The sequence below is a fragment of the Bordetella sp. N genome (genome assembly GCF_001433395.1).
Classification (GTDB): Bacteria; Pseudomonadota; Gammaproteobacteria; order Burkholderiales; family Burkholderiaceae_B; genus Bordetella_C.
In genome coordinates this window covers 1,653,127-1,679,462 of record NZ_CP013111.1, presented here as the reverse complement: position 1 = coordinate 1,679,462, position 26,336 = coordinate 1,653,127, and the positions used below count along the sequence as shown (strand labels likewise).

Annotated in this window: 19 protein-coding genes; 11 read left to right on the top strand and 8 right to left on the bottom strand. The window is 65.1% G+C overall.

From position 1 onward, the window contains the following. The first annotated feature begins 118 nt into the window (after positions 1-118). The 7 genes from ASB57_RS07160 to ASB57_RS07130 are packed head-to-tail and all read left to right on the top strand — an operon-like array spanning position 119 to position 8,957. On the top strand, positions 119-1,060 hold the full coding sequence (locus tag ASB57_RS07160; protein WP_057651607.1) for an ABC transporter permease: 942 nt from the start codon (positions 119-121) through the stop codon (positions 1,058-1,060). After that, positions 1,060-1,899 (top strand): ABC transporter permease, encoded by an 840-nt coding sequence (locus tag ASB57_RS07155; RefSeq protein ID WP_057651606.1) that lies wholly within the window; start codon positions 1,060-1,062, stop codon positions 1,897-1,899. Before ASB57_RS07160 ends, ASB57_RS07155 begins: the two co-directional genes overlap by 1 nt. Beyond that, positions 1,896-3,776 (top strand): dipeptide ABC transporter ATP-binding protein, encoded by a 1,881-nt coding sequence (locus ASB57_RS07150; RefSeq protein ID WP_057651605.1) that lies wholly within the window; start codon positions 1,896-1,898, stop codon positions 3,774-3,776. Before ASB57_RS07155 ends, ASB57_RS07150 begins: the two co-directional genes overlap by 4 nt. A 36-nt stretch (positions 3,777-3,812) precedes the next feature. Next, positions 3,813-5,405: an ABC transporter substrate-binding protein gene (locus ASB57_RS07145; RefSeq protein WP_057651604.1), complete on the top strand. Its 1,593-nt coding sequence runs from the start codon at positions 3,813-3,815 to the stop codon at positions 5,403-5,405. A gap of 60 nt (positions 5,406-5,465) precedes the next feature. Continuing rightward, positions 5,466-6,962: a M81 family metallopeptidase gene (locus ASB57_RS07140; protein ID WP_057651603.1), complete on the top strand. Its 1,497-nt coding sequence runs from the start codon at positions 5,466-5,468 to the stop codon at positions 6,960-6,962. A gap of 55 nt (positions 6,963-7,017) precedes the next feature. Further along, complete coding sequence (locus tag ASB57_RS07135; RefSeq protein WP_057651602.1) at positions 7,018-7,947, top strand: LysR family transcriptional regulator; 930 nt, start codon at positions 7,018-7,020, stop codon at positions 7,945-7,947. Continuing rightward, positions 7,944-8,957, top strand: coding sequence for an asparaginase (locus ASB57_RS07130; protein ID WP_057651601.1), 1,014 nt, complete (start codon positions 7,944-7,946; stop codon positions 8,955-8,957). The genes ASB57_RS07135 and ASB57_RS07130 overlap by 4 nt, the downstream gene beginning before the upstream one ends. Before the next feature lie 67 nt (positions 8,958-9,024). Here the strand turns inward: ASB57_RS07130 and ASB57_RS07125 are convergent, their stop codons facing one another. The 3 genes from ASB57_RS07125 to ASB57_RS07115 form a co-directional block, all read right to left on the bottom strand. Next, the gene (locus tag ASB57_RS07125; RefSeq protein WP_057651600.1) at positions 9,025-12,123 is read right to left on the bottom strand and encodes an efflux RND transporter permease subunit; all 3,099 of its coding nucleotides are present in this window, start codon (positions 12,121-12,123) and stop codon (positions 9,025-9,027) included. Beyond that, entirely contained in the window at positions 12,120-13,262 is a 1,143-nt protein-coding gene (locus ASB57_RS07120; RefSeq protein ID WP_057651599.1) for an efflux RND transporter periplasmic adaptor subunit, read from the bottom strand. The genes ASB57_RS07125 and ASB57_RS07120 overlap by 4 nt, the downstream gene beginning before the upstream one ends. A 125-nt stretch (positions 13,263-13,387) precedes the next feature. Continuing rightward, on the bottom strand, positions 13,388-14,005 hold the full coding sequence (locus ASB57_RS07115) for a TetR/AcrR family transcriptional regulator (RefSeq protein WP_057651598.1): 618 nt from the start codon (positions 14,003-14,005) through the stop codon (positions 13,388-13,390). A gap of 194 nt (positions 14,006-14,199) precedes the next feature. On the opposite strand from ASB57_RS07115, the gene ASB57_RS07110 reads away from it, so the two are divergent. Continuing rightward, on the top strand, positions 14,200-15,669 hold the full coding sequence (locus ASB57_RS07110) for an efflux transporter outer membrane subunit (protein WP_057651597.1): 1,470 nt from the start codon (positions 14,200-14,202) through the stop codon (positions 15,667-15,669). A 45-nt stretch (positions 15,670-15,714) separates the two neighbouring features. Here the strand turns inward: ASB57_RS07110 and ASB57_RS07105 are convergent, their stop codons facing one another. Together ASB57_RS07105 and ASB57_RS07100 are read right to left on the bottom strand one after the other, a co-directional pair. Beyond that, positions 15,715-16,695 carry a tripartite tricarboxylate transporter substrate binding protein gene (locus ASB57_RS07105; protein ID WP_057651596.1) on the bottom strand — a complete coding sequence of 327 codons (981 nt, stop codon included), beginning with the start codon at positions 16,693-16,695 and terminating at the stop codon, positions 15,715-15,717. Between the two features lie 102 nt (positions 16,696-16,797). Next, a complete protein-coding gene (locus tag ASB57_RS07100; RefSeq protein WP_057655984.1) occupies positions 16,798-17,787 on the bottom strand; it encodes a GlxA family transcriptional regulator in 990 nt (329 codons plus the stop codon). 232 nt (positions 17,788-18,019) lie between these two features. Here ASB57_RS07100 and ASB57_RS07095 point away from each other — a divergent pair, with 232 nt between their 5' ends. Both ASB57_RS07095 and ASB57_RS07090 read left to right on the top strand, forming a co-directional pair. Continuing rightward, complete coding sequence (locus tag ASB57_RS07095; protein ID WP_057651595.1) at positions 18,020-19,276, top strand: MFS transporter; 1,257 nt, start codon at positions 18,020-18,022, stop codon at positions 19,274-19,276. After that, positions 19,273-20,364 (top strand): site-specific integrase, encoded by a 1,092-nt coding sequence (locus ASB57_RS07090; RefSeq protein ID WP_197424982.1) that lies wholly within the window; start codon positions 19,273-19,275, stop codon positions 20,362-20,364. Before ASB57_RS07095 ends, ASB57_RS07090 begins: the two co-directional genes overlap by 4 nt. On the opposite strand, the gene ASB57_RS07085 is transcribed toward ASB57_RS07090, so the two are convergent. Both ASB57_RS07085 and ASB57_RS07080 read right to left on the bottom strand, forming a co-directional pair. Continuing rightward, positions 20,365-21,951, bottom strand: coding sequence for a hydantoinase B/oxoprolinase family protein (locus tag ASB57_RS07085; protein ID WP_057651594.1), 1,587 nt, complete (start codon positions 21,949-21,951; stop codon positions 20,365-20,367). It lies immediately after the preceding gene. Further along, on the bottom strand, positions 21,951-24,083 hold the full coding sequence (locus tag ASB57_RS07080) for a hydantoinase/oxoprolinase family protein (protein WP_057651593.1): 2,133 nt from the start codon (positions 24,081-24,083) through the stop codon (positions 21,951-21,953). Before ASB57_RS07080 ends, ASB57_RS07085 begins: the two co-directional genes overlap by 1 nt. A 109-nt stretch (positions 24,084-24,192) precedes the next feature. On the opposite strand from ASB57_RS07080, the gene ASB57_RS07075 reads away from it, so the two are divergent. Next, a complete protein-coding gene (locus ASB57_RS07075; RefSeq protein WP_057655982.1) occupies positions 24,193-25,131 on the top strand; it encodes a LysR family transcriptional regulator in 939 nt (312 codons plus the stop codon). Here the strand turns inward: ASB57_RS07075 and ASB57_RS07070 are convergent. Beyond that, complete coding sequence (locus ASB57_RS07070; RefSeq protein ID WP_057651592.1) at positions 25,128-26,294, bottom strand: NADH:flavin oxidoreductase/NADH oxidase; 1,167 nt, start codon at positions 26,292-26,294, stop codon at positions 25,128-25,130. The two genes, ASB57_RS07075 and ASB57_RS07070, sit on opposite strands and share 4 nt — an antisense overlap. Positions 26,295-26,336 lie beyond the last annotated feature (42 nt).

The following is a 26,336-nucleotide window of genomic DNA, read 5'->3' as shown; positions in this document are numbered from 1 at the left end:
GCGGCGATCCTAAAGCCTCGGGCATGCATCTGGCGCCCGGCGCTGACGGCTCATGTCGCATACCAACAATTAGATCCAGGCCTCACAAGTCTGCGATCCAACCTCGCACGAGGGGAAAATGCTTGCTTATACCTGTAGGCGTCTATTGATGACGCTACCGGTCATGCTGTTCGTCGCAATTTTTGTGTTCGGCCTGCTTGATCTGGCACCCGGCGACCCTGCTGCCCTGCTGGCGGGAGAAGACGCCACGCCGGAAGCCATCGCGCGCATCCGCGAAACCTTGGGACTGGACCATTCGTTCCTGCACCGCTTCGGCGACTGGCTCTGGGCCGCCGCCCACTTCGACCTGGGCAAGTCTCTGTACACGGGCTTGCAGGTCTCCGACATGATCGCCCAGCGTATCGCGCCCACCTTCACCCTGATGGCCATGACGCTGCTGATCTCGGTGGTGCTCGCGGTGCCCATGGGCACCCTGGCCGCCTGGAAGCACAACCGCTGGCAAGACCGCGGCATCATGGTGTTCGCGGTGTTCATCTTCTCCGTGCCCGCTTTCGTGGTCGGCTACCTGCTGGCCTGGATATTCGGCCTGCAACTGCGCTGGTTCCCGGTCCAGGGCTATGTGCCCTTCTCCTCGGGCATCTGGGCGTCCCTGCACACGCTGATCCTGCCCGCGCTGGCGCTGGGCAGCGTCTACGTGGCGCTTATCACGCGCATTACCCGCGCCACGATGCTGGAAACCCTGTCCCAGGATTACGTCCGCACCGCGCGCGCCAAAGGGGTAGACAACCGGACCCTGCTGTTCCGCCACGCCTTGAAGAACGCCGCGGTGCCGATCGTGACCGTCGTGGGCATCGGCGTCGCGCTGTTGATCAGCGGCACCGTCGTCACCGAAACCGTGTTTTCCATCCCCGGCCTGGGACGGCTGGTCGTCGACGCGATCTTGCGGCGCGACTATCCGGTGATCCAGGGCACGGTGCTGCTGTTCAGTTTCCTGTACGTGATCGTCAACCTGCTCGTCGACCTTCTCTATCGCGTTTTCGATCCCAGGATCAAGTACTGATGAAAAACTTTCTTGGCCTCTGCAAGCGGCAACCCACCATACTCATCGGCCTGATCCTGCTGGCCTTCATCATCTTCCTCGCGGTGTTCGCCCCCTGGATGGGCACGATAGACCCCACCGCGCTGTCTCCCATCTATCGCACCCGCAATCCCAACGCGGAATTCTGGTTCGGCACCGATCTGCTCGGGCGCGACGTCTATTCGCGCGTGATCTACGGCGCCAGAGTGTCCTTGATCGTCGGCTTCTCGGTGGCCATCCTGTCGACCGCCATCGGTGTGGCCATAGGCCTGGGCGCCGGATTCGTGCGTTGGCTGGACACCATCGTCATGCGCATCATGGACGGCTTCATGTCGATTCCGACCATCCTGCTCGCGATCGCGCTGATCTCGGTGACCAGCGCTTCAATGAAGAACGTCATCCTTGCCATCACGGTTGCCGAAATTCCCCGGGTCGTGCGCTTGATACGCGGTCTGGTCCTCACCCTGCGCGAGCAGCCTTATGTGGAGGCAGCGCAATCCTCCGGCGCCAGCACCCTGCGCATCGTGTGCAAGCACATCTTCCCCAACACGATCGCGGCGCTCACGGTCCAGGCCACCTATATCTGCGGGGTCGCCATCCTGGCCGAAGCCAGTCTGTCCTTCATCGGCGCCGGCGTGCCGCCCTCCGTCCCCTCGTGGGGCAACATCATGGCGGAAGGCCGCAGCCTCTGGCAGGTCAAGCCCTACCTGATCGCTTTCCCCGCCCTGTTCCTGTCGATCACCATTCTTGCCATCAATATGTTGGGCGACGGCCTGCGCGACGCGATCGATCCCCGCATGAACCGGAGGACCGGCGAATGAACGCCTCGACCATCAATCCAACGGGCAAACGCGTCCTGACCATAGACCGCCTGTCCGTCGACTTCGGCAGCACGAGCAAACCGGTGCACGCGGTACGTGGTCTTAGCCTGCACGTCGATCGCGGCGAAACGCTCGCCATCGTGGGCGAATCCGGTTCCGGCAAATCGGTCACTTCGCTGACCACGATGCGCCTGGTCGAATTCGGCGGCGGCCGCGTCGTCTCGGGCACCATCGACTTCGAGCGTGCCAAAGGCAAGGTCGACCTGCTCAAGCTGGCCGAGGACGACATGCGCGCCATCCGCGGCGCCGAGGTCGCGATGATCTTCCAGGAGCCGATGACGTCGCTGAACCCGGTGCTGACGGTAGGCCAGCAGATCGCGGAAGCGATACGCCTGCACCAGAAATGCGACGCGCGCACGGCCCTGGAAAGCGCCCGCCGCATCCTGGACCAGGTCCGGATCCCCGATGCGCGCGGCATCCTGGAGCGCTATCCGCACGAACTGTCCGGCGGCATGCGCCAGCGCGTCATGATCGCCATGGCCCTGTCCTGCAAGCCGTCGCTGCTTATCGCCGACGAGCCGACCACCGCGCTGGACGTCACGATCCAGGCCCAGATCCTGCAGCTGATCCGCGAGCTGCAGAAAGAGATGGACATGGGAGTGATATTCATTACTCATGACATGGGCGTGGTCGCCGAGGTCGCCGACCGTGTCATGGTGATGCGCCATGGCGAAGTCGTCGAAGAGAATGCCGTCGAGCCGCTGTTCGCCAATCCGGCCCATCCCTACACACGGGCGCTGCTGGCTGCCGTCCCTCGCCTGGGGGATATGCGCGGCACCACCAAGCCGGCGCACTTCGACCTGCTGGACAAGAGCGCGACACGAACGGCAGACAAGGATACAGCGGCGCCGGCACTTGCAGCCGCGGCGGGGTCCGCTTCGAACGGCGACGGCCAGACCATCTTGCGGGTCAAGGACCTGGTCACGCGCTTCGACGTGCGTGGCGGCTTCCTGGCGCGCGTCCGTAAGCGCGTCCACGCCGTCGAACACCTGAGCTTCGAACTGAAGGCGGGAGAAACGCTGGCCCTCGTCGGCGAATCCGGCTGCGGCAAGACCACCACCGGACGGTCGCTGATGCGCCTGGCCAAACCGCAATCCGGCACCGTCGAGTTCGACGGCCACCGGATCGACAGCGGCGACCCCGCGTCCCTGTCGCACCTGCGCCGCAATATGCAGTTCATCTTTCAGGATCCGTTCGCGTCCTTGAATCCCAGAATGCGCATCGGCGACAGCATCAAGGAACCGCTGCTCATCCATGGGATTGCCCAAGGCCAGGAAGCCGACCGCCGCGTCGCGGCCCTGCTGGAGCGGGTCGGGCTGACCGCGGCCATGGCGGACCGCTGGCCCCATGAATTCTCCGGCGGGCAGCGCCAACGCATCTGCATCGCCCGCGCCTTGGCAGTGAATCCCAAAGTGCTGATCGCCGATGAGTCCGTGTCCGCGCTGGACGTGTCCATCCAGGCCCAGATCGTCAACCTGCTTATCGACCTGCAGCAGGAGTTCGGCATGGCCTATCTGTTCATCTCGCACGACATGGCGGTGGTCGAACGCATCAGCCACCGCGTCGCGGTGATGTATCTGGGCCAGATCGTCGAGATCGGCCCACGCCAGAGCATTTTCGAGAACCCGCAGCATCCCTATACCCGCAAGCTGATGCAAGCGGTACCCATTGCCGACCCGACGCAACGGCGGGCAAGGACGCTGGAAGTCAGCGAAATTCCCAGTCCGGTTCGTCCCATCGGTTATCAACCGGACATCGCGCCCTTGGTAAGCGTTGGCCCCGGGCACTACGTTGCACAACATAAGGTCGGCGCCTGATCGGCCCGGCTCGATAACAGTACAAGGAAACCAGGCATGAACCGCAGAACCTTTCTCCTGACGCCCCTCGCCATGGCGGTTGCGCAGACGCTGCCCGTCTCCGCCTTCGCCCAGCCCAAGCCGCGCAACCTTAAATGGGTGCCGCAGGCCGATCTCGCCCTGCTCGACCCGATCTTCACGACGGCGCAGGTCACCCAGAACCATGCGCAACTGGTTTTCGACACGCTCTACGGCCTGGACGAAAAACTTGAACCGCACCCGCAGATGGCCGAAGGCCACACGGTCAGCGACGACAAGCTGATCTGGACCATCAAATTGCGGGATGGCCTCAAATTCCACGACGACACGCCGGTCCGCGCGGCCGATGTGGTGGCCAGCATCAAGCGTTGGGGCGACCGCGACCTGATGGGCCACTCGCTGATGAACGTGACCAAGTCCATCGAGGTCGTCGACGACCGCACCTTGCGCATCACGCTGACCGAAACCTTCCCGCTGATCCTGCACGCCCTCGGCCGCCAGACGACCAATATGGCTGCCATCATGCCGGAACGCCTGGCCAAGGCGCCGTCGAACCAGGCAATCAAGGAAATGGTGGGCAGCGGACCGTTCCGTTTCGTGGCGTCCAAATGGATCTCCGGCTCCAAGGTGGTCTATGAACGGTTCGAGGGTTATGTGCCGCGGCAGGCGGATACGCCTGCCAGCTTCGGCGCGAGTCCCAAGGTCGCCCATGTGCCCGGTGTCGAATGGAACATCATTCCCGACGCGGCCACGGCCATCGCGGCCTTGCAGGCGGGCGAAGTCGATGGCGTGGAGCGCATCAACAACGACTTCCTGGGCATGCTGAAGGAGATGCCTGATATTCACCTGGTCAAGATCGCGCTGCCGGGCATCAATATCATGCGCTTCAACCAGCTTTTCCCACCCTTTAACAACGCCGACATCCGTCGCGCCGTGCTGTCGGTGGTGAACCAGACCGAATACATGACCGCGGCCAACGGCTCTTCGTTTCCTGAATACTGGAACGACAAGTGCGGCGTCTTCGTACCCGGGTGTCCCATGGACAGCAGGGCCGGGATGGAGAAGCTCACCGGCAAACGCGATATCGCCGCCGCCAAGGCCGCGATCAAGAAGGCCGGCTACAACAACGAGCGCGTGGTGCTGCTGGACCCCGTCGATTTCCCCTCGCATCACGCTTCCGCGCTGGTCACCGCCGACCTGTTCAAGAAGCTTGGCTTCAACGTCGACCTGCAAGCCGTCGACTGGGGCACGGCGGTACAACGCCGCAACAGCCAGGCGTCCCCGCAGGAAGGCGGCTGGAGTGTCGCGTTCACCGGCCTGAGCGGCATGAACAACCTGGATCCCGCCGGTCACCTGGCCTTGCGCGGCAACGGCAAGGCAGCCTGGTTCGGTTGGCCCGACAGCCCCAAGCTGGAGGAACTGCGCAACCAGTGGTTCAAGGCGCCTGACGTCGAGACGCAGAAGAAGATCTGCGCGCAGATCCAGGAGCAAGTCTTCATCGACGTGCCCTACATCCCCTTGGGCGCGACGTATCAAGTCTCCGCCGTGCGCAAGCAATGGAAGAATTTCGAGCCCTATATGCCGATCTTCTACAACCTGCGCCCCGTCTGAGCCCGACACCTCATCCCATAAAGCACAAGAACAGCATCACATATTGCTGGAGCAGAAAGCATGCGCATCGCAGTACTGCAGTTCACCCACGAGACGGTGACCTTCCTTCCCAACGACACCACGCTGGATGACTTCACCTACGTGGGCTCCCCCGCGACGGGAGAAGCCCTTCTGCAGACCGATCCCAAAGGTTATATGGGCGGCTTCGTCCAGGTCGCGCGCGAATACGCCGACGTGGAACTGGTCGGGATCACCTCGCCGCTGTTCCCCAAGACCGGCACCGGTTCCGGTTGGATCACCGAAGAGGCCTTCGAGCACTTCACCAGCATCATGGTCAAGGAATTGGCCGAACAGGGTCCGTTCGACGGCGCGTTCCTGGCCTTGCACGGGGCAGCCGCCGTACGCGGCGTGCCCCGCCCTGAAGCCGAGATCGCCCGCCGGGTGCGTGCGGTGATCGGCGAAGCGGCCTTCATCAGCGGCACGTTCGACCCGCATGGCAATGAGGACGAACAATTCCTGAAAAGCGCCAATATGGCGTTCTGCGTGAAGTACTTCCCGCATTACGACATGCACTTGCAGGGGGAACGCGCGGCCCGCATGCTGGTTCGCGCGATCCGCAAGGATTTCGTTCCCACGAATGCCGTCATCCGGGTTCCCATCATCGCGCCCACGGTGTTGATGTGGACCGGCGCGTCACCCTGGTCCGACCTGGTCCAGCGCGCCCTGACCTGGGAGGCTCGCGAACCGGACGTGTTCGTCAATGTCTTCTTCGGCTTTCCCTGGGCTGACGTGCCCGACGCCGGCATGACCATCCAGGTGCTGACCAACGGCAATCCCGCGCTGGCCAGGTCGGTCGCCGAAGACATGGCGAACTGGGCCTGGCGCAAGCGGGAAGCGCTGCTGAACACCACCAAGATCCACGACATGGCAACGGGCGTGCGTCTGGCGGCCGAAGCCGTCGCCGCTCAACAGGGACCCGTGACGCTGGCGGATTCCAGCGATCGCTCCGGCTACGCCACCTGGCTGCTGGCTGAGATCCTGGCGCAGAACCTGAAGCGCACGCTGGTCGCCACGCTCGCCTCCGCGCAGCAGGTCCAGGCGCTCGAGCAAGCCGGCGCCAAGGCTGGCGACGACTTCGATATGGAAGTGGGTGGCCTGGTCGATGAATCGGCGGGTCCGGCCGTGCGCGTCAAGGGCAAGATCCTGCGGGTGCAGCAAGCCACCGCCGGACGCTTCCGGGCCCAGAACTGGTATCTGATCTCCTTTGGCGAGGGCAATGTACTGATACTCAGTCCGTATCTGGTGCAGATCCAGGAACCGACGGACCTGTGGGCCCTGGGCCTGGTGCCTGAAGACTTCGATGTCGTGGCGATCAAGTCGCGGGTCCATTTCCGCCGTGGCTTCGACGACAGCGGGTACTCGCCGACGATCCTGATCGTCGAGCCGTCCGAGCCCTTCGTCGGTACGGTTCGCCTGGACGGGCTGGACTACAAGCACTTGAAATTGACTGATTATTATCCTTACGGGACGCCGGACTTCGACTGCAAGGTGCTGTAGCGATAAACTTTGCGCCTATGTCCGATACGTCACGGCGCCCGCCGCCCTCCTTCCCATGCTGAGCACGGCCTTCCGCTACTTTCTGGAGGTCGTCGAGGCGGGCTCCCTGACCGGCGCGGCATTGCGTTTGCATGTCGCGCCGTCGGCCGTCAGCCGCATGATCCGCAAGCTGGAAGACGAGTACGACACCGCCTTGTTCGAGCGTCATGGCCGCGGCATGGTGCTGACCGAGGCCGGTGAAATCCTGGCCACCAGCGCCAAGCGCAGCCAGCTAGAAGCGGAACATGCCCGCACGGACATCACCGATCTGCGCAAGGTCGGCAAGCGGCTCATCCGCATTTCGGCAAACCAGGCCTTCGGCATGGAGCTGCTGCCGACGCTGATGGCGCATTTTCAAAACGCCATGCCCGAGGTCACTTTCAATCTGACGCTGCTGCGCGCGACTGAAATCCATCGCCGCATCCAGGACGGCGAGGATGACATCGGCTTTTACTACAGCCTCAAGCCCGCGGAAGGCGTGAACCTGCAGTATTCCCGGCGCATGCGGGTACTGGCTCTGGTCAAGGACGGTCATCCCCTGGTGGGCAAGGCGCCGGTATCCCTCGAGGACATCTCAGCGTATCCGATAGGACAGATGAGTGCCGGCACCACCATCCGGGCCATCGTCGACCTTAGCAGCATGCAGAAGAACGTCGCGCTGACCACCGCGTTCGTCAGCAACAACGTGACGTCCCTGCAGAACTTCTGCCTGGTTCGAGAGAATGCCGTGGTGTTCTTCGGGGAACTGACAGCCACGTCCGTACTCAAGCAACACGGCCTGGTGGCCTTGCCTATCTCCGACGCGGAGCTGCATCAGCGCCATCTGCAGATCATTACCATGGAGGGCCGCGAGCTGCCCCTCAGTGCGCGCCGTTTCCTGGACATGACCATACGCCATATCGAAGAAGAAGTCGGCCCGCCGTGGGTCGCACCGGAGTCAAGATGAGCATCGAATCTTCCCAAACCGCAACCGAAGTCGAAACCATTCAACACCTGCCCCGCATTGCCCTGCTTGCCGTGGGGGGCACGATTGCCGGCAGCGCCGCCAGCAGCACCAACACCACGGACTACAAGATCGGCTCGATCGGGGCCCAGGACCTGATTGCCGCCGTCCCTGAACTGACCGAGATCGCGGATGTGACCGGCGAGCAGATCGCCAATGTGCCCAGCTCCGACGTCGGCAGCGAAGTGCTGCTCAAGCTGGCCAAGACCATCTCCGCCAAGCTCGCGGACCCACAGGTGAAAGGCGTCGTCGTCACCCACGGGACCGACACCTTGGCGGAGTCGGCCTTCTTCATCGACCTCACCGTGAAGATCACGAAGCCGGTCGTGTTCGTCGGCGCCATGCGGCCCGCCTCCGCGATCAGTGCCGACGGCCCCAGCAATCTGGTCAAAGCCGTCAACCTGGCGGCTTCCGATGATGCGATCGGCCGCGGCACCCTGCTGACGCTCAACGACAGAATCGGCTCCGCGTTCTATATCAACAAGACCCACAGCACCGCGCTCGACACCTTCCGCGCCGACGAACAAGGGTATCTGGGCGCCTACATCAATGCCCGCCCACGCTTCTGGTACGCCCCCGCGACGCCCATCGGCAAACCCCAATTCGACGTCAGCGGACTGACCAGCCTGCCCAAGGTCGCCATCCTCTACACGCACCAGGATTCGGATGATGCGCTGATCGATGCCGTCATCGCCGGCGGCGCCAAAGGCATCGTCATCAACGCGTCCGGCCATGGGTCGGTCGCCACCAGCACGAAACAACGGATCCGCGAACTGGAGCAACAGGGTTTCCCGGTGATACGGGCCACGCGCACCAACAACGGCATCGTCGCCGACAAGCCCGAGGGCATCGGCGCCGGCGTGTACAGCGCCGCCAAAGCCCGCTGGCTGCTGTCCCTTGCCCTCGCCACGGGCGCTTCGATTGAACAGATCCGCGACTACTTCCGCGCCTGAATCGAAATCAGTCCAGCATGCTTCCTGACGAGCCACATGCCGGCTGATTCCGTATGCCTTGGCCCGTTCAGGCGGAGGCCGACGCGGGCACTCCTGCGGCGGCCGACGTTTCCTGACGCTGCGCCTTGATCTTGAACCAGAACGCGTACAAGGCCGGCAGGAACACCAAGGTCAACACCGTACCGCCTATCGTTCCACCGATCAGCGTATAGGCCAGCGAGCCCCAGAATACCGAGAACGTCAGTGGAATGAAGGCCAGCACCGCCGCCAATGCCGTCAGCACAACCGGCCGGGTGCGCTGCACGGTCGCTTCCACCACGGCGTCGAAGGGCGCCAGGCCTTCTTTCTCGTTGATGTGGATTTGTCCGACGAGGATCAGCGTATTGCGCATGATGATCCCGGCCAGCCCGATCAAACCGAGAATGGCATTGAACCCGAAGGGCTGCTGAAAGATCAGCAAGGTGGGCACCACACCGACCAGGGCCAAGGGCGCGGTCAATACCACCATTGCCATCGCCGCCATTGATCGCACCTGGAAGACGATCACCACCAGCATCAGGATGAACATCAAGGGGAAGACGGCGGCCAAGGCCTTGTTCGCCTTGCCGGCCTCTTCCAGGTCGGCGGCCGTCTCGATGCGATATCCCGCCGGCAGCTTGTCCATGATGGGCCGTAGCGTGGGCAGGATCTGCATCGCCGCATCGGGCGGCTGCACGCCTTCGGCCACATCGCCGCGCACGGTGATGGTGACGTCACGATCGCGCCGGCGCTGGATGGGATTCTCCATGCGCACTTCCGTATGCCCGATCTGGTCCAGCGGCACGCGCTGCCCCCCTGCCCCGATCAGTGTGAACGCGCCCAGGCGAGCGGGGTCCAGGCGTTCCGTGCCGGCGCTGCGCGCCACCACGTCGACGGACCGGATGTCCTCGCGCACCTGCGTCACGGTCACGCCAGTCAGCAGGAACTGCAGCTGTTGCGCGGCGTCCTGCGAACTGAGGCCGACGGCGCGAAGGCGATTCTGGTCGAGCACGAAATGCAAGGTGGGCGCGCGCTCGCCCCAATCCGTATTGACCTGGCGCATCGACGCGTTGGCCTGCATGGCCGTCCGCACCTGTTGCGCGATTTCCCGCACCTTGTCTTCCTGCGGACCCATGACCCTGAAGGCGACCGGAAACGGCGAATACGGGCCGAACACCAGCTGGGACACCCGCACGCGCGCCTCCGGTGCCAGCTGATCGGCCACGGCCAGGCGTGCCCGCTGCTTGAGTGAGTCCCGTTCCTTTTCGCTGCCGGTCAGCACGACGATCTTGGCGAAGGACGGATCCGGCAATTCCGGGGCAATCGCCAGATAGAAACGCGGCGCGCCCTGACCGATATAGCTGGTCACCAGCTTGGGCTCGGGTTGTTGCTTGAGCCATTGCTCCACCTTCGCCACCGCCGCGCCGGTGGCCGCGATGCTGCTGCCTTCCGGCATCTGCACTTCGAACAACACTTCCGGGCGATCAGAAATCGGGAAGAATTGCTGTTTGACGTGTCCCAGCCCCATGAACGCCACGATGAACACCACGACGACGCCCAGCAGCACTTTTTTCTTGTGCGCGACGGCCCAGGTAATGAAAGACCGCAGCCGCCGATAGCCCGGCGTGCCGTAGATGGCCGCATGGCCGCCCGGCACCCGCTTGATGTCGGGCAGCAGCTTGACGCCGATGTACGGCGTGAACACCACCGCCACCACCCATGAGGTCAGCAGCGCGAAGGCCACCACCCAGAATATGTTGCCGGCGTATTCACCCGCGCTGGATTTGGCGAAGCCCACCGGCATCAAGCCGATGGCCGTGACCAGGGTGCCCGCCAGCATGGGCGCGGCCGTGTGGCCCCAGGCATAGGTTGCCGCGGATACGCGATCCAGGCCCTCCTCCATCTTCACGACCATGGTTTCGATGACGATGATGGCGTCGTCGACCAGCAGGCCCAGGGCCAGGATCAAGGCACCCAAGGTGATGCGATCGAAATCACGCCCCGTGGCCAACATGATGATGAACACGCCAGCGAGGGTAAGCGGTACCGCGGCCGCCACCACCACGCCGACACGCCATCCCAGGCTGACCAGGCTCACGACGATCACGACCGCCAGCGCCACGAAGAACTTCAGCATGAACTCGTCGTAGGCTTCGGCGATGTTGACCGCCTGGTCCGTGATCTTGGTAAAGGTCATGCCCAGCGGCAACTCGCGCGAGATCGTGGTGGCCTCGGCCTCCAGGGCCTTGCCCAGATCGAGGCCGTTGTAGCGGTCACGCATGACCACGCCCAGCACCAAGGCCGGTTCGCCCTGGCTGCGGATCAGGAACGTGGCGGGATCTTCGTAGCCGCGTTTGACGTCGGCGACATCGCCCACGCGCAAGGTACGGCCGTTGGCGACGATCGGGGTCGCACGAATCTGCTCCAGGTCTTCCAGCGAGCCATCCAGACGCACTTGCACTTGTTGGCCATGGGTTTCCACCGAACCGGCCGGCGTGACGACGTTGCGCGCGTTCAGCGCGGCGAAGATGTCGCGGGCGGAAATGCCGAGGTTGGCCAGACGTTCATAGGAGAACTCGACGAAGATGCGCTCCGGCCGTTCACCCAGGATGTTCACCTTCTTTACTCCGTCGACCTTGAGCAGCCGTTGGCGCAAGGTTTCGGCTTCGCGCACGAGATTGCGCTGCGGCTCGCCCTGCGCCTTCAGGGCATACAGGGCAAAGGTCACATCGGCGTACTCGTCGTTGACCACGGGTGGCAGCACGCCCTGCGGCAGCTTGCCCGCCTCGTCGCCCAGCTTCTTGCGGGCCTGGTAGAACTCTTCGGGCACGTCCGCGGGCGGCGTGCTGTCCTTCAGGGTCACGGTCATGAACGCCAGGCCAGGACGCGTGAAGGTCTCGGCCCGGTCATACCACTTGAGTTCCTGCATGCGCTTTTCAAGCGGCTCGGCAACCTGGTCCTGCATTTCCTGCGCCGTGGCGCCGGGCCAGGCCGTCACCACCGTCAGGGTCTTGATCGTGAAGCTGGGATCCTCGGCGCGTCCCAATTTGAAGAAGGCGAAGGCGCCGGCCACGGAGATCGCGATGATGAGAAACAAGGTGACCGCCCGTTCGCGTACCGCGATGGCGGAGATGTTCAGGCCGCTCATTGGGACACCTCGTTGCGCGCCACCGAGGCCTTGGCGTCTTGCCCACCCGGCGCATCCGCCGTGCGGATCTGCTCGCCTTCGTGCAACAGATGCGCGCCCAGGGCAACGAAGCGGTCACCGGCGGACAGGCCACCGCTCACAGCGGCCGTCTCCACGCCCAATGCCGCCACCTGCACGGCACGCCACGTCACTTTGGCCGGGCCGGCGCTCCGGGACTCGCCCGCCAGCACCCACACGCCGGCGCCGCGGCCCTCGTCGTGCAGGGCCGCCAGTGGTACCTCGACGACCGGCGCTGCCTGCGTATCGGCAATGGTCACGCTGATGGTCGCGCCCAGCGGCGCCTGCGCCGCGGCGGGCTCCTGATCCAGGACATACCGCGCCTGGAAGGTCCGCGTGCGCGGGTCGGCATAGTCCGACAGCTCGCGCAGGCGGACGGCGATGGTGCCGCCGTTGCTGCCATACAGGCGCGCCGTGCCTGCCGACCCCAAGGCCGGCCGCAGCGTTTCGGGCAGATCGATAACCGCTTCACGAGGGCCCGCGCGGGCCACGCGCACGACGGCCTGGCCGGGGGCGACCACCTGGCCGGGTTCCGCCAGCGTGGTCATGACCACGCCATCGGCGTCCGCGTACAAGGTCGCATAACCCGCTTCATTGCGCGCGACATCGGCCTGGGCCTGCGCCGCGCTGAGGTCGGCGCGGGCGGTATCGGCCGCCGCATGGATCTGGTCGTAAGCCGAAGCGGACACGGCGCCGGCGCCAACCAGCTCGCGATAACGCTTCTCGTCAGCCGCGGTCTGCTGGGCACGGGCCCGGGCGGCGCTGACGGCCTGCTCGCGCGCCCGGGTCGCCAAGGCCAGGTCGGTGGGGTCGATGCGCATCAAGGGCTGACCGCGTCGCACTTGCTGGCCCGTGTCCACCAGCCGCTCGATGACTTTGCCGGGCACGCGAAAGCCGAGATCGCTTTGCACTCTGGCGACGACAACGCCGGTGTAGGAACGGGCGGCCGGCGCAGGGGCCTGGACCGTGGCGACCCGCACCAGCGGAATGCCGGCACGTGGGTCATCGGCGGGCGCGGGGCTGCACGCGGTCAGTGCAGCAACGATGGGTATGGCCAGGAAGGCCGGACGGAGAAAAGACATGGAGGTCCCCAGGGACGACGGAATACCTCGGAGTCTGATTCTTGTGACTACTATTGTCAATAGTCACTATGCGGTTTGCGCACTGTCTGCGGGATGAACCGTTGTCTTTCCGCCGCGGGCGGCGATCAGGGCGCCAGGCTGCGCAATACCAGGTTGGCGACCTCGCGCGGCGCGTCGGGCAGGCGGTCCAGGTTGTACTGCAGCATCAGGGGATTGATGAAGGGGTACATCACCAGATAGATGGAACGGGTGGCCTCGTCCAGAGGCGTCTTGCGCTCGAACTCCCCGGCCGCGCGCCCCTCCCGCAGGATGTCGGTCACCAGGCCCTGTATCTGCGCTTCATAGGCGCGTGAGCTCTCCCACTTCTCCGACACGGAATGGGCGGCGATTTCATACAGCTTGCGGTCTTCGAAAAACAACTGAGTCGACAGTTCCACCAGCGTCAGGAACAGGCGCCGGAAGCGCTCCGTGGCGCTGCCCGCTTCGGCCATGGCCTTCAGCACACCATCCATGACCTGGGTCAGACACCCCGTGCAGATGGCTTCGCCGATGGCCTGCTTCGAGTCGAAGAACTTGTAGATATAGGCTTTGGAGAAACCGATTTCCTTGGCCAGATCCGACACGGTGGTCTTGGCGTAGCCATAGCGGCTGAAGTGTTCGTTCGCGGCCAGGACGATCTGGTCACGAATATTGTGATCGACGGGCCCGCGCTGGCCCTGCGTAACTTGCAACGTCTCGGTCATGGTGTGGACTGCTCCCTATTTCCCGGGGACGGGATATCTTGCGCGGCCGCGTGGGCGACTGCCGCCGGGGGACGAAGCGTGACGCATATGAGCCACGTTCGTCCAGGCTTTCATTGACTACGAATGACCATATCGTACAATGGTCACTACTTTCTGCCTACCTTCTTCCTACCCTTCAGGGTTCAGGATCCGTCATGACTCTCCGAAGAACCGCCCTTTCGATGATATGCGCCACGCTAGCGCTGGCGCTGGCTGGATGTGCGGTCGGTCCCGATTATCAGGAGCCGACCACCGCCGTAAGCGAACATTTTATGGGACAGGCCGACCTGCAAGCCCGCCAGGCGCCCGCGAGCGCCGATGCACGGGTCTGGTGGGAAGGTTTCCACGACCCGGTGCTCACGCAACTGGTGACGCGCGCCTTGTCCCAGAATCTGGATATTGCCCAAGCCGTTGCGCGGGTCAGCCAATCCCGCGCGTCCCTGCGTCAGGCCAACGCGGCCCTGTTGCCGTCGGCGACTGTCGCCGGGCAGGCGGAGCGCGGGCGCCAGTCGGTCGAAACACCGCAAGGCCGCCTGCTCAACGCTACCCCCGATTTCCAGCGCACCGGCAGCTACTACGAGCTGGACCTCGACGCAGGATGGGAGATCGATCTGTTCGGCGGCCTGCGGCGGCAGCGCGAAGCGGCCATTGCCAGCTATCAGGCGGCCCAGGCATCGGCGGATGCCGCCCGCCTGGCCGTCGCGGCCCAGACGGCGGACGTCTATATCACCTTGCGCGGCCTGCAGGAACGCCTGGCCATCGCGCAGGAACAGGTGCGCACGCGCGGGCGGCTGCTGGACACCGTGCGGCTGCAGTACGACAAAGGGATAGCCGCGGAATTGCAGGTCCGCCAATCGGAGGGCGCGCTGGCGGAAGTCCGCGCCACGGTACCCGTGCTGGAAGACGGCGTGCAGGCCACGGTCAACGCCCTGGACGTATTGCTTGCGCAGCCGCCAGGCACCAGCCGCGCGCTGCTGGCCAGTGCCAGCGCCGTGCCCCAGGCGCCCGCCATCGGCGACACCGGCACGCCCGCCGACCTCATGCGCCGGCGCCCTGACCTGATCGCCGCTGAGCGGCAGTTGGCGGCCAGCAATGCGCGCATCGGCGCGGCCATCGCCGAGTACTACCCGACGTTTTCGCTGGGGGCCGTGCTGGGCACGGCGACGACCGTGTCCGGTCATCTGTTCAATGACAGCGCCAATCAGGTGCAGGGAGTGCTGGGATTACGCTGGCGCCTGTTCGATTTCGGCCGCATCGAAGCTGATATCGCCGACGCCCGGGGCCGCAACGCGGAAGCGTTGGCGGCGTATCGACTGGCCGTCTTGCGCGCATCGGAGGATGTGGAGAATGCGTTCTCCGCCCTGGTCAAACGCGAAGAGCAGGCGCGTTACCTCGATGAAGGAGTCGCGGCGCTGGCCCGCGCCCGGATCACCTCGTTCACGGCCTATCAGAGCGGCATCGTCAGCCTGATCGAAGTACTGGACGCCGACAGCGCCTTGCTGCGCACCCGCGATGCCAGCGTCCTGGCGCGCACCGAGGCGGCGCGCGCGGCCATCGCTTCGTATCGCGCACTCGGCGGGGGCTGGGACGGCGGCGCCGTTATCGACGCCGTGGCGGCAAAATGATTATCGCGCCACGGCTGCGCGGGTCTCGCGGTCCCGCGCCCGGGCCTAGTTCGTGGTGATGTTGCGTTCCTTGATCAGCCTGCTCCAGCGCTGACGTTCCTGCACCTCGAAGGCGGCCAGGTCCTTACCCGTCAGCGTGCCGACCGTGGCGCCCACCGCCGCGAACTGCGCTTTCACTTCGGGCGTCGCCAGGGCCTTTTTGGCCGCGTCGATCAAGGTGGCCTGCACTTCCGGCGGCGTGCCTGCCGGGGCATACAGGGCGAACCAGGCGGTGACGTCGAAATCCTTCAGACCGGCTTCCGCCACGGTGGGGACGTCGGGCAGTGAAGGCGAACGCTGGGCCGAGGTGACCGCCAGGGCGCGCACGCGGCTGCCGTCCTTCAATTGGCTGAGCGTGCTGGGCAGGTTGTCCATCAGGATGTCGATCTGACCGCCGATCAGGGCGGGCATGGTGCCGGACACGCCCTTGAACGGCACGTGCAGCATCTGGATGCCGGCCGCCTGCTCCAGGAATGCACCGGTCAAATGGACCGAAGATCCGATACCCGGCGAGCCGTAGGTCAGCGGCTTGTTCTTGTTGGCCTTGGCCTTGGTAAAGAGGTCCTGCATGGTCTTCATGTCGGACGTCGCGCTGACGGCGATGACATTGGGCGTGGTGAAGACCATGGCCAGGGGCACGAAGTCCTTGGCCGGATCGAAGGGCATGTCGCTGTACAAATATTGGTTGATGGTCTGGGACCCGATGGTGCCCATGCCTATGGTGTAGCCGTCCGGCGCGGCGCGCTTGACGATACCCATGCCGATATTGCCGCCCGCGCCCGCGCGGTTGTCGACGACGATGGACTGCTTCAGAAACGGTCCCATTGCCTGGGCAATCGTCCGCGCCGCGATGTCGGTGGTGCCGCCGGGCGGATAAGGCACGATCATGCTGATCGGCCGGGCCGGATAGTTTTCAGCGTGCGCGGACAGGGCGACGGCGCCCAGAACGGTCATGGCCAGGGCCTTGATAAGCGAAACCGATTTCATCGCTTGTGTCTCCATAAAGGTTGAGTTGTTTTTATCGTTGTGCATCGCTCTGAGGGCGATGATCAGTGCGTACTGTATCAGTAACTCGACCGCGGCAGCCCCTTATACGGCCATGCGGCGGACGCTTTGGGGCGGGTGTCCCAGCAGGCGGACGAAGGCGCGGCGCATGCGTTCGGGATCGACGAAACCGACCGACTGCGCGATGCGTTCTATGGGTTCGCTGCCCTGCGCCACGCGGGGGCGCGCGATTTCAACCCGCAGGCGCTCCACCGCCTTGGCCGGGGTCTCGCCCGTTTCCGCCAGGAAGGCGCGACCGAACTGGCGCGGACTCAGACAGGCCACCGCCGCCAGTCGCTCGGTGGACAAGGTTTCGTCCAGATGCTCACGCATATAGGCCAGCACCGTGCGGATGCGGTCCGACTCCGGTTCCATGCTGGCCATGGCCGAGAATTGGGATTGCCCACCCGGGCGGCGGTAATAGACCACCAGCATCCTGGCCGTCTGCTGCGCGATGTCGGCACCGACGTCGTCCTCGATCATGGCCAGCGCAAGGTCGATGCCGGCGGTAATGCCGGCCGACGTCCAGATATGGCCGTCGCGCGTGTAGATACGGTCGCCATCCACCCTGACCTGCGGGAACATGCGCTGCAAGCGCAACGCATGCAGCCAGTGCGTGGTCGCGGGCCGGCCGTCCAGCAGGCCCGTGGCGGCCAGGATGAAGGCGCCGGTGCAGACGCTGGCGATGCGCCGGGTGCCTCGCGTCGCGGAGCGGGCCAGGCATTGAGCAATCGCCGGTAGCTGGACCGGATCGCGCGAGCCTTCCCCGCCCATCACGATCAGGGTGTCGTAGGACGACTGACGGATCTTGCGGGTCGCGACTTCCACCCCCGCGGTGCTGACGACGTTGCCGCCGTCGACGGACACGACGTGGCAACGATAGATGCCGCCACCCGCCATGCGGTCGGCGCTGTCGAAGGCGGACAAGGGACCGCTCAGGTCCTGAATCTGGAATCCTGGGTAGACCAGGAAGGCGATATCGCGGGCTTGTCCTTGCGCGCGTTTTGCTTGCCGCTGGGTATTGGTCGCTGCCATAGCCTGGCCCAAATGCCAGATATTGCCCGAAAAGCAGATTGACGCAAAGGACATGCATCCCTCGAATACCGCCATTAGCGCCTGGTGTCGTGAAACGAGGGATCTTTGTCCTTTCGCCACGCGCCCGGTTTGCCGAGAATGCCCTCCATCCAGCATTTGAGTATCAGGCAGGAGCGCCAGTTATGAATCCCACTATTTCCGCCACCCCGCTTCCCATGCGCCGAGGCTACCCATGAACTTTCCGCGGACTGACCCGGCAGCCTCCGGCGAACCCGCCGGCAACCGCCGCAACGCCACGGTGCTGGCGCTTGCCCAAGGCCTGTTCACCGCGTCCATCGCGGTCGACCTGACGCTGACCGGGCTGACCGGCTACCAGCTGGCGCCGGACAAATCGTTGGCCACCCTGCCCTTTGCCTTGATTACCGTCGCGGCCGCCGTCGTCACCCTGTTCGCGTCGCTGCTGATGCAGCGCGTGGGCCGTCGCTGGGGCTTCGTCATCGGGGCGCTGACCTGCGGGATCGGCGGGCTGATTTCCGTATGGGCGGTGATCCACGAAGACTTCTGGCTGTTCTGCCTGGGCACCGCCGGCGTCGGCGTGTTCCAGGCCTTCGCGCAATACTACCGGCTGGCCGCCGCCGACGCCGTGGCGGAATCCCAAAAAGCGCGCGTCATATCGCTGGTCATGACGGGCGGCGTGATCGCTGCCATCCTGGGCCCGGCCCTGGCGGCGTGGAGCCGCGATCTGATGCCTACCGTGTTCGCCGGATCCTATTTGATGGTGGCCCTGCTCGGTTTCCTGTCGGCTCTATTACTTGGGATCGGCTACCGCGATATTCCGCTGGCAGTAGTCCCAAAACATGAGGCGGAGCTTCCACAGCGGCCTGTCGCCACCGTGCTGCGCCAACCCATCTCGCTGGCCGCCCTGGCCAATAATGCCATCGGCGGCGTCGTCATGATGTTCACGATGACGGCCGCGCCGCTGGCCGCGGTGGCCTGCCATCACACGATCGACGACGGCGCCAACATCATCCAGTGGCATCTGGTGGGCATGTATGCGCCCTCCTTCTTCGCCGGGCGCCTGATCAAGCGCTTCGGCCTGCCGGCCGTGCTGTTTGCCGGAATGGCGCTTAGCGCACTATGCGGGATCGTCGCCGTGGCATCGACGTCGTTGCCGTCCTTTTATGTGGCCTTGCTATGCCTTGGAATAGGATGGAACTTCATGTACGTGGGCGGCACTACCCTGCTGGCCTCGTCGCACCGGCCGTCCGAGCGCGCCCGGGTACAGGGCACGGCCGAGTTGATCCGCTATATCCTGACTGCCGCGGCCACGCTGGGCGCGGGCCCGGTCTTCGAGCACTTCGGCTGGACCAATCTGAACCTGATCACCTTCCCCATGCTGATCCTGGCCGCCGCGCTGACCCTGCTGTGGGTCCGCGCTGACCGGCGTGCCAAGGCCATGCCCGCGAACGTGGTAAGTTCCTCGCAATGAAAGACACGCCATCCTCTCCGTTGCCCGCTCTGGTCGAACGCCTTGCCCTGCCCGGCGAGTCGCTCGAAAGCCTGGGCGCCAGCGACGCTTCCATACGCGCGCTGCTGCGCGAAGGAAGCGCGGAGAATACGATGGCGTCCTATCGCTCGGCCATCCAGTACTGGGCAGCGTGGCATCAACTGCGCCTGACGCGGCCCTTGATCCTGCCCGTCCCGGTCGGTACCGTGCTGCAGTTCATCGCCGACCATGTCGAGCACATGGAAGGCTCCGCGCTGGTCCACGACTTGCCGACCGACATCGACGCGGCGCTGGTCGCCGCCAAGGTCAAGCGGCGGGCTGGCCCCTTCAAGCTGGCCACCGTCCGCCACAGATTGGCCGTGCTGTCGGAAGCGCATGAAGCGCGCTCCCTGCCTAATCCCTGCCGCAGCCGCGCCGTGCAGACTGTGCTGGAACGCACCCGCAGCGCCTACGCCAAGCGCGGCGTACGGACGGGCCGCAAGGACGCCCTGACGCGCGAGCCGCTGGAACAGTTGCTGGCCACCTGCGATGAATCGCTGGCCGGCCTGCGCGACCGCGCCCTGTTGTTGTTCGCCTGGGCCAGCGGCGGCCGCCGCCGGTCTGAAGTGGTGCGGGCAACGATGGAGAACACCCGACGCGTGGCCGAGGGGTACCTGTACACCCTCACCCAATCCAAGACGAATCAGGAAGGCGTCGCACGCGCCGACAGCCACAAACCCGTGGTGGGCCGCGCCGCCCAGGCGCTCGATGCCTGGCTGGCCGCTGCCGGCATCACCACAGGACCATTGTTCCGGCGAGTGCGCCGCGGCGGCGTCATCGGCGAGGGCTTGAGCGCCGAAGCCGTTCGCAAGATCGTGCAGGCCCGCGCGACCCAGGCCGGGCTGGAGGGCGACTACGCGGCGCACAGCCTGCGCTCCGGCTTCATCACCGAGGCAGGCCGCCAGGGCCTGCCTCTGGGTGAAACCATGGCGATGAGCAATCACGCCAGCGTGGCCAGTGTGATCGGTTATCACCGCGCCGGCGAAGCACTGACTTCGCGCGGCGGCCGTCTGCTGGATACGGAACCGTAATCACTTCGGCGGGGCGCCGTAGCCCCCGCCGCCCGCGCTTTCCATGACGACCCGGTCACCCGGCTTGAGGATTCGCTGTTCCGTCGGATCGATTTCCTGGCCATTGACCATCAGACGTCCACGCCCGCCGGGGTCACCGCCATTCAATCCCGGTGGTGGAAACTTCAAGCGGGTCATCAGGAAGGACGTGGCCACGCTGGATGCCTCGGGCGTGATTTCGAATTCGAAGCTCAAGCCGTCTCCGCCCCGGTGCTCGCCGGCCCCGCCACTGCCGCGCCGGATCTCACGCTTGTGGACGACGATGGGGGCCAGGGCCTCCATCATCTCCACGGGCGTGTTGCCCAGATTGGCGGGAAAAGAGATCGCGGAGAAGCCGTCGCGCGCGGCCGTCGCGCCCTGCCCGCCGTTGATGAAGTTCACCACATTGAAGGGCCGATCGCGATATTGGCCGAACATGGTCACTGACGAATTGGCCGAGCCAGCCGCCCAGACCCGATCCGGCAATATCTTGGCCAAGGCCAGGAAGATGGCCGGCGACAACATGTGGCCGATCGCGCCTCGCCCCCCGGAAGCAGCGGGATACGTCGGGTTCAGGATGGAACCCAAGGGTGCGTCCGTCGTGATGGGCAGGAAGCCGCCCTCGTTATTCGGGACTTCCGGGCATAACAAGGCCTTGATCGGATAGGCCGAATAGGCAAACGCATAGATCGGGACCACGTTGACCGCGCGCGGCTGCTGCGGGCTGGAGCCGGTGTAGTCGATGGCGATGGTGTCACCCGCCACGGTCAGCTTGCAGCAGATGCGTATCGGCTCCTCGAAACCGTCATGCAGGACCTCGGATTCATAGACGCCATCGGGCAAGGCGGCGATGGCCTCGCGCATTGCGGTCTCCGAGCGTTGGCGTATGGCCGCGCCCAAGGCATCAAGGTCCACGCGCTCGAGCAGGGGTAGCAGACGTTCCTCCATCATGCGGCAGCCGCTGACCTGCGCCCAGATGTCGCCCAGGCCTTGCTCCGGCACCCGGATGTTCTGGCGGATCATGTCGACCAGCGTCTCGTTGACCTTGCCCTGCTCCATCAACTTGAGCATGGGCACCTGCAGGCCTTCCTCGTAGATATCCCGATTGGCGTTGCTGCGCAGGCGGCCGCCGATATCTGGAAGATGGGACACCAGGGCCGCGAATGCCACCAGGCGGCCGCGGAAGAAGATCGGCATGACGGTGGTGATGTCGTGGATGTGGCCGGTGCCCATCCAGGGATCGTTGGTCACCAGCACGTCACCGGGCCGCAAGGTGTTGGCCGGGTACTTCTTCAAGAAATGTTTTACCGTGGCCGGCAGGCTGCCGATAAAAGACGGGATGCTCATGGTCGACTGGGCCAGCGAGCGGCCCTGCGCGTCGGTCAGCACCACGGCGAAGTCATTGGCGTCGCGCACCAGCGTGGAAAAGCAGGTGCGCACGAAGGCCGTAGACGCCTCGTCCACGATGCTGATCAGACGGCGCCACAATATCTCCAGCTCGATGGGGTCGAACTGCGACGCCACCGGGGGATGCGACGCTGCGCCGCCAGGGTTCGCTACGTTCTGCATTATTCGAACTCCTTGATGGTCACGGAAACAGTCAGGTCAGGCAGGATGTCGACATCGGCGGCGAAGGGTACGACCAAGGTCGACTCCCTTTCCTCCAGCACCAACGGTCCCTGCAAATGCGTCCCCGGCGGCAAGGCGTAGCGCTCGTAGACATTGACGGCGCCGAAGCCACGCTGCAAAGGCAGATAGATCTCGCGTTGCCGCGGAGCGATGCTGCCTCCCGCGCGCGTGTCGCCGAAGGTGAAGCTGCGCGCGTTCACCACCGACCGGCCCGTCAGGCGCCAGGTCAGCACTTGCGGCAAGGCGCCAGGCACCAGATGGCCGTAGAGTTCGCGGTAGCGCTGTTCGAACACCTGGCGCATGACATCGCTGCCGGCCTCCGCGCCGGCCTGCTGGAACACGCGCCAGTCCAGGGCCACCGGCACGTTGTCGCCCTGGCCGTAGTAGCGCATCTCGGCGCCTATGGTCCACGTCAGGCCGTCGACGTCGGCCCCCGACGCTTGCAGTTCGGACTGGGCATCCTCACGCAAGGCCGCCAGGCGCGCATTGATGTCGGCCCAGTCGATTTCCCCGAGCAGCGCGGGCTGTGACCAGCTGCGGTCGGCGCGCGCGGGCGCGGCGAGCATCCCCAGGCACGACCCGGCACCAGCCGCGATCGACGCGAGCAGCCGCGGGATGCGCAGCTTGCGCGCCACTTCCGCCGCGTGCACCGGCCCCGCGCCTCCCGTGGCGACGAAGGTGAAGTCGCGCGGATCATGGCCTTTTTCGGCGATATGGATGCGCGCGGCGCTGGCCATGTTCTCGTTGACCATGTCGTGGATGCCCCAAGCGACTTCCAGCGCCTCCATGCCCAGTTGATCCGCCAGACGCTGCATGGCGGCCATGGCCAGGTCCTTGCGCAGGCGCATCTCGCCGCCAAGGAAGTTGTCGGGGCTCAGGTAACCGAGCACCAGGTCCGCGTCAGTCACGGTGACTTCCGTGCCGCCGTTGCCGTAGCACGCCGGCCCTGGCACGGAACCCGACGATTCGGGGCCGATATTCAACAGACCCAGGCGGTTGACGTGCGCGATGGAGCCCCCGCCCGCGCCGATTTCGATCAGGTCGATGCTGGGAATCAGGATGGGCAAGCCGGACCCGCGCTTGAAGCGGTGGACGCGGGCGCATTCGAAGCTGTAGGCGATGGGCGGCTCACCCTCGGTCACCGCGCAGGCCTTGGCGGTGGTGCCCCCCATGTCGAAGGCCAGCACCTGGCGCAAGCCCTGCGTACGCGCAGTGTTCAAGGCCGACAACACACCCGCGGCCGGTCCCGACTCCAGCAGGAAGATCGGCGTGTGCGCCGCTGACTGCGCCGACGTGAAGCCCCCGCTGGACACCATGATGCGTAAGGCGATGCCCGGATGCACCGCATCGATACGCGCGCCCAGCTGGCGCAGGTAGTCCGCGACGATGGGCTTGACGTAGGCATTCGCCGCGACGGTGGACGTCCGTTCGAACTCCTTCAGTTCGCGCGCCATGTCCGAGGACAAGGACACTTCGACACCCGGCAAAGCTTGTTGCAGAAGCGCGCCGATCGCGCGTTCGTGTTCATCGTTGATATAGGAATGCAGCAAGGACACCGCCACCGATGGCACGTCCAGCGCGCGCACCGCCTGGACGATACGGTCCAATTCCTTTTGGGTCAGCGCGGTCAGCACCTGGCCCGCCGCGCCCAGGCGCTCGTCCGCCTGCACGCGCTTGTCGACGGCGATGAGCGGCTCCGGCAGGGCCAGTTCCAGGTCGTACAGGTCATAGCGCCACTCACGGCCGATATCCAGCGCGTCGCGCATGCCCTGCGTGGTCACCAGCGCGGTTTCCACGCCCTTGCGTTCGATCAGGGTGTTGGTGACCAGCGTGGTGCCGTGCACCACCTCGCCCAGCACATCACCCTTGACCCCGGCCTGCGACAACAAGCTTTCGATGACCGTGGACACGGCCACGCCCGGGTCGTCCGGCGTGGTCAGCGTCTTGCCGACCCAGATGCGGCCATCGGACTCACGGACGGCCACGCCGTCGGTGAACGTACCGCCGATATCGACGGCCACACGCAGCCCTTCTGCCGCGCTGCCATCGGATTGCTTAGATGAAGACTCCACGCTGCGCTCCCTCGTGCCTGAATGGAAAAAATGATAGGGGTCGGGATTTACATCCACAAATGAAAAATTCGGATTGATTCAGCGATGCGGCCTATATATGCTTGAGCCCATGTCCACGCTCATCACGCTGCGCCATCTACGCAGCTTCGTCGCGGTCGCCGACACGGGGTCCTTCACCCGCGCGGCGGAACGCCTGTTCCTGACGCAATCGTCGCTGAGTTCCACCATCCATCAGCTGGAGGAGGACGTCGGCGTCAAGCTGTTCGAACGCACCACGCGCAGCGTTACGCTGACGCCAGCCGCGCGCCATCTGCACCAGCAGGCCAAGACCTTGCTCCAGCAGTTCGACACGATGATCAGCGACCTGCGCGCGGTCGCCCTGCACCAGCATGGCCATCTGCGTATCGCCGCCGCGCCGTCCATCGTGGCGTGGCTGTTGATTCCCGCGCTGCCCCGCTTCCAGGCCGACTACCCCAACGTGACGCTGTCGGTGCGCGAAGCCGGATCGGCTGAGATCGAGCGCCGCGTGCGTGACGGCGACGTCGATTTCGGCATCACCAGCCGCCTGCTCGACTACGACGACCTCGACTACGTGCCGCTGCTGCGCGATCGCTACGGCATCGTCTGCAGCGCCGACCATCCGCTGGCGACACCAACTGAAGACGTCCACTGGTCGCAGGTTTCCGCGCACCAGGACGACCTGGTAGGCCTGGCTTCCGACACGCAGGTCGGCATCGTGCACCGACAGACCCTGCAGGACTTCAACGTGGCCGAACCGCGCGAGGAAGTGTCCAGTTCGACCTCGCTCTATCCCATGTTGCAGCTCGGCGGCCGGCTCTGCATCCTGCCGCGGCTGACGGCCATCACCCATCAATTGGAAAAGCTGCCGTTCCGCATGCTGCGCGACCCGGTGCTCTATCGGGAGCTGTTCCTGGTTTCACGCAGCCTGCGCTCGCTGTCGTCGACGGCGCAAGCCTTGCAGCAAGCGCTGATCGACACCTTGCGCGAGCGTGAGCTGCCGGCCGGCATCGCGCTGTCCACGACTTAGGCGCCGTTGCCCAGGGCGCGTATGTCCTCGCGGCGCCGCAGCCACCATGCGTAATCGTCGGGGAGCAGTCCCAGATAATCAGCAACGCCCAATTCACGGGCCGCCCGCACCGGCCAGTTCGGGTCCACCATCAACTCGCGCGCCAGCGCGATGAGGTCCGCCTGGCCGTCCTGCAATATGCGTTCGGCCTGCGCGGGCTCCGTGATCAGACCCACCGCGCAGGACGCGATACCGGCTTCCGTCCGCACGCGTTCGGCATACGGCACCTGGTAGCCGGGCACGCGCGGCACCACCGCCATGTTCAAGGGGCCGTTGATGCCGCCCGAGGAGCAGGTCACAAGGTCGACACCGCGCTCGCCCAAGGCGCGAGACAGGGCCACGGTGTCGTCCATATTCCAGGCCCCGCCGTCACCGTCGACGGCGGACACGCGGAAGAAGACGGGTTTGTCGGCAGGCCAGGCCTGCCGCACCGCTTCCGCGATCTCCAGGGCCAGGCGCATGCGGCCGGCCAGATCGCCACCCCAACCGTCCGTGCGCAGATTGGCCAGCGGCGACAGGAATTGATGGATCAGATAGCCGTGCGCGCCGTGCACCTCGCAGACGTCGTAGCCGGCATCCACGCTGCGCAGCGCGGCGGTACGCCAGGTCTGGATCATGGCGCGGATCTCGCTTTCGTCCAGCGCATGCGGCACCAGGGCACCGGGCTTGGCCGCCAGCTCGCTTGAAGACACCCCGCGCCATGGCGGCATGCCGTGCTTTGCGTCGTCATCGGTCAGCGGCCGGAAATTGGTCCAGGGTGGCGCGCAGGACGCCTTGCGCCCGGCGTGACCCAGCTGAATGCCCGTGGCGGCGCCAGCGGCGTGGATGAAATCATTGACGCGACGGGCCGCGGCGACATGGCGGTCGTTGTACATGCCGGCGCAGCCATAGGTCTTGCGTCCGCGTTCCTCGACGGCGGTTTCCTCGCAAAAGACCAGGCCGGCGCCGCCCATGGCGAACTTGCCCAGGTGCACCAGATGCCAGTCGGTAGCGGCGCCGTCTTGCGAGACATACTGGCACATGGGCGATACCACCACGCGGTTGCGCAGGGTCAGGCCGCGCAGCGTGTAGGGCGAAAACAGTCGTGGCAAGGGAGACGCGGCGGTATCGGGTACGGCGGCCATGGCGATGTTGGGTTTCCAATAAATGGGATGCGCGGCCCTGGA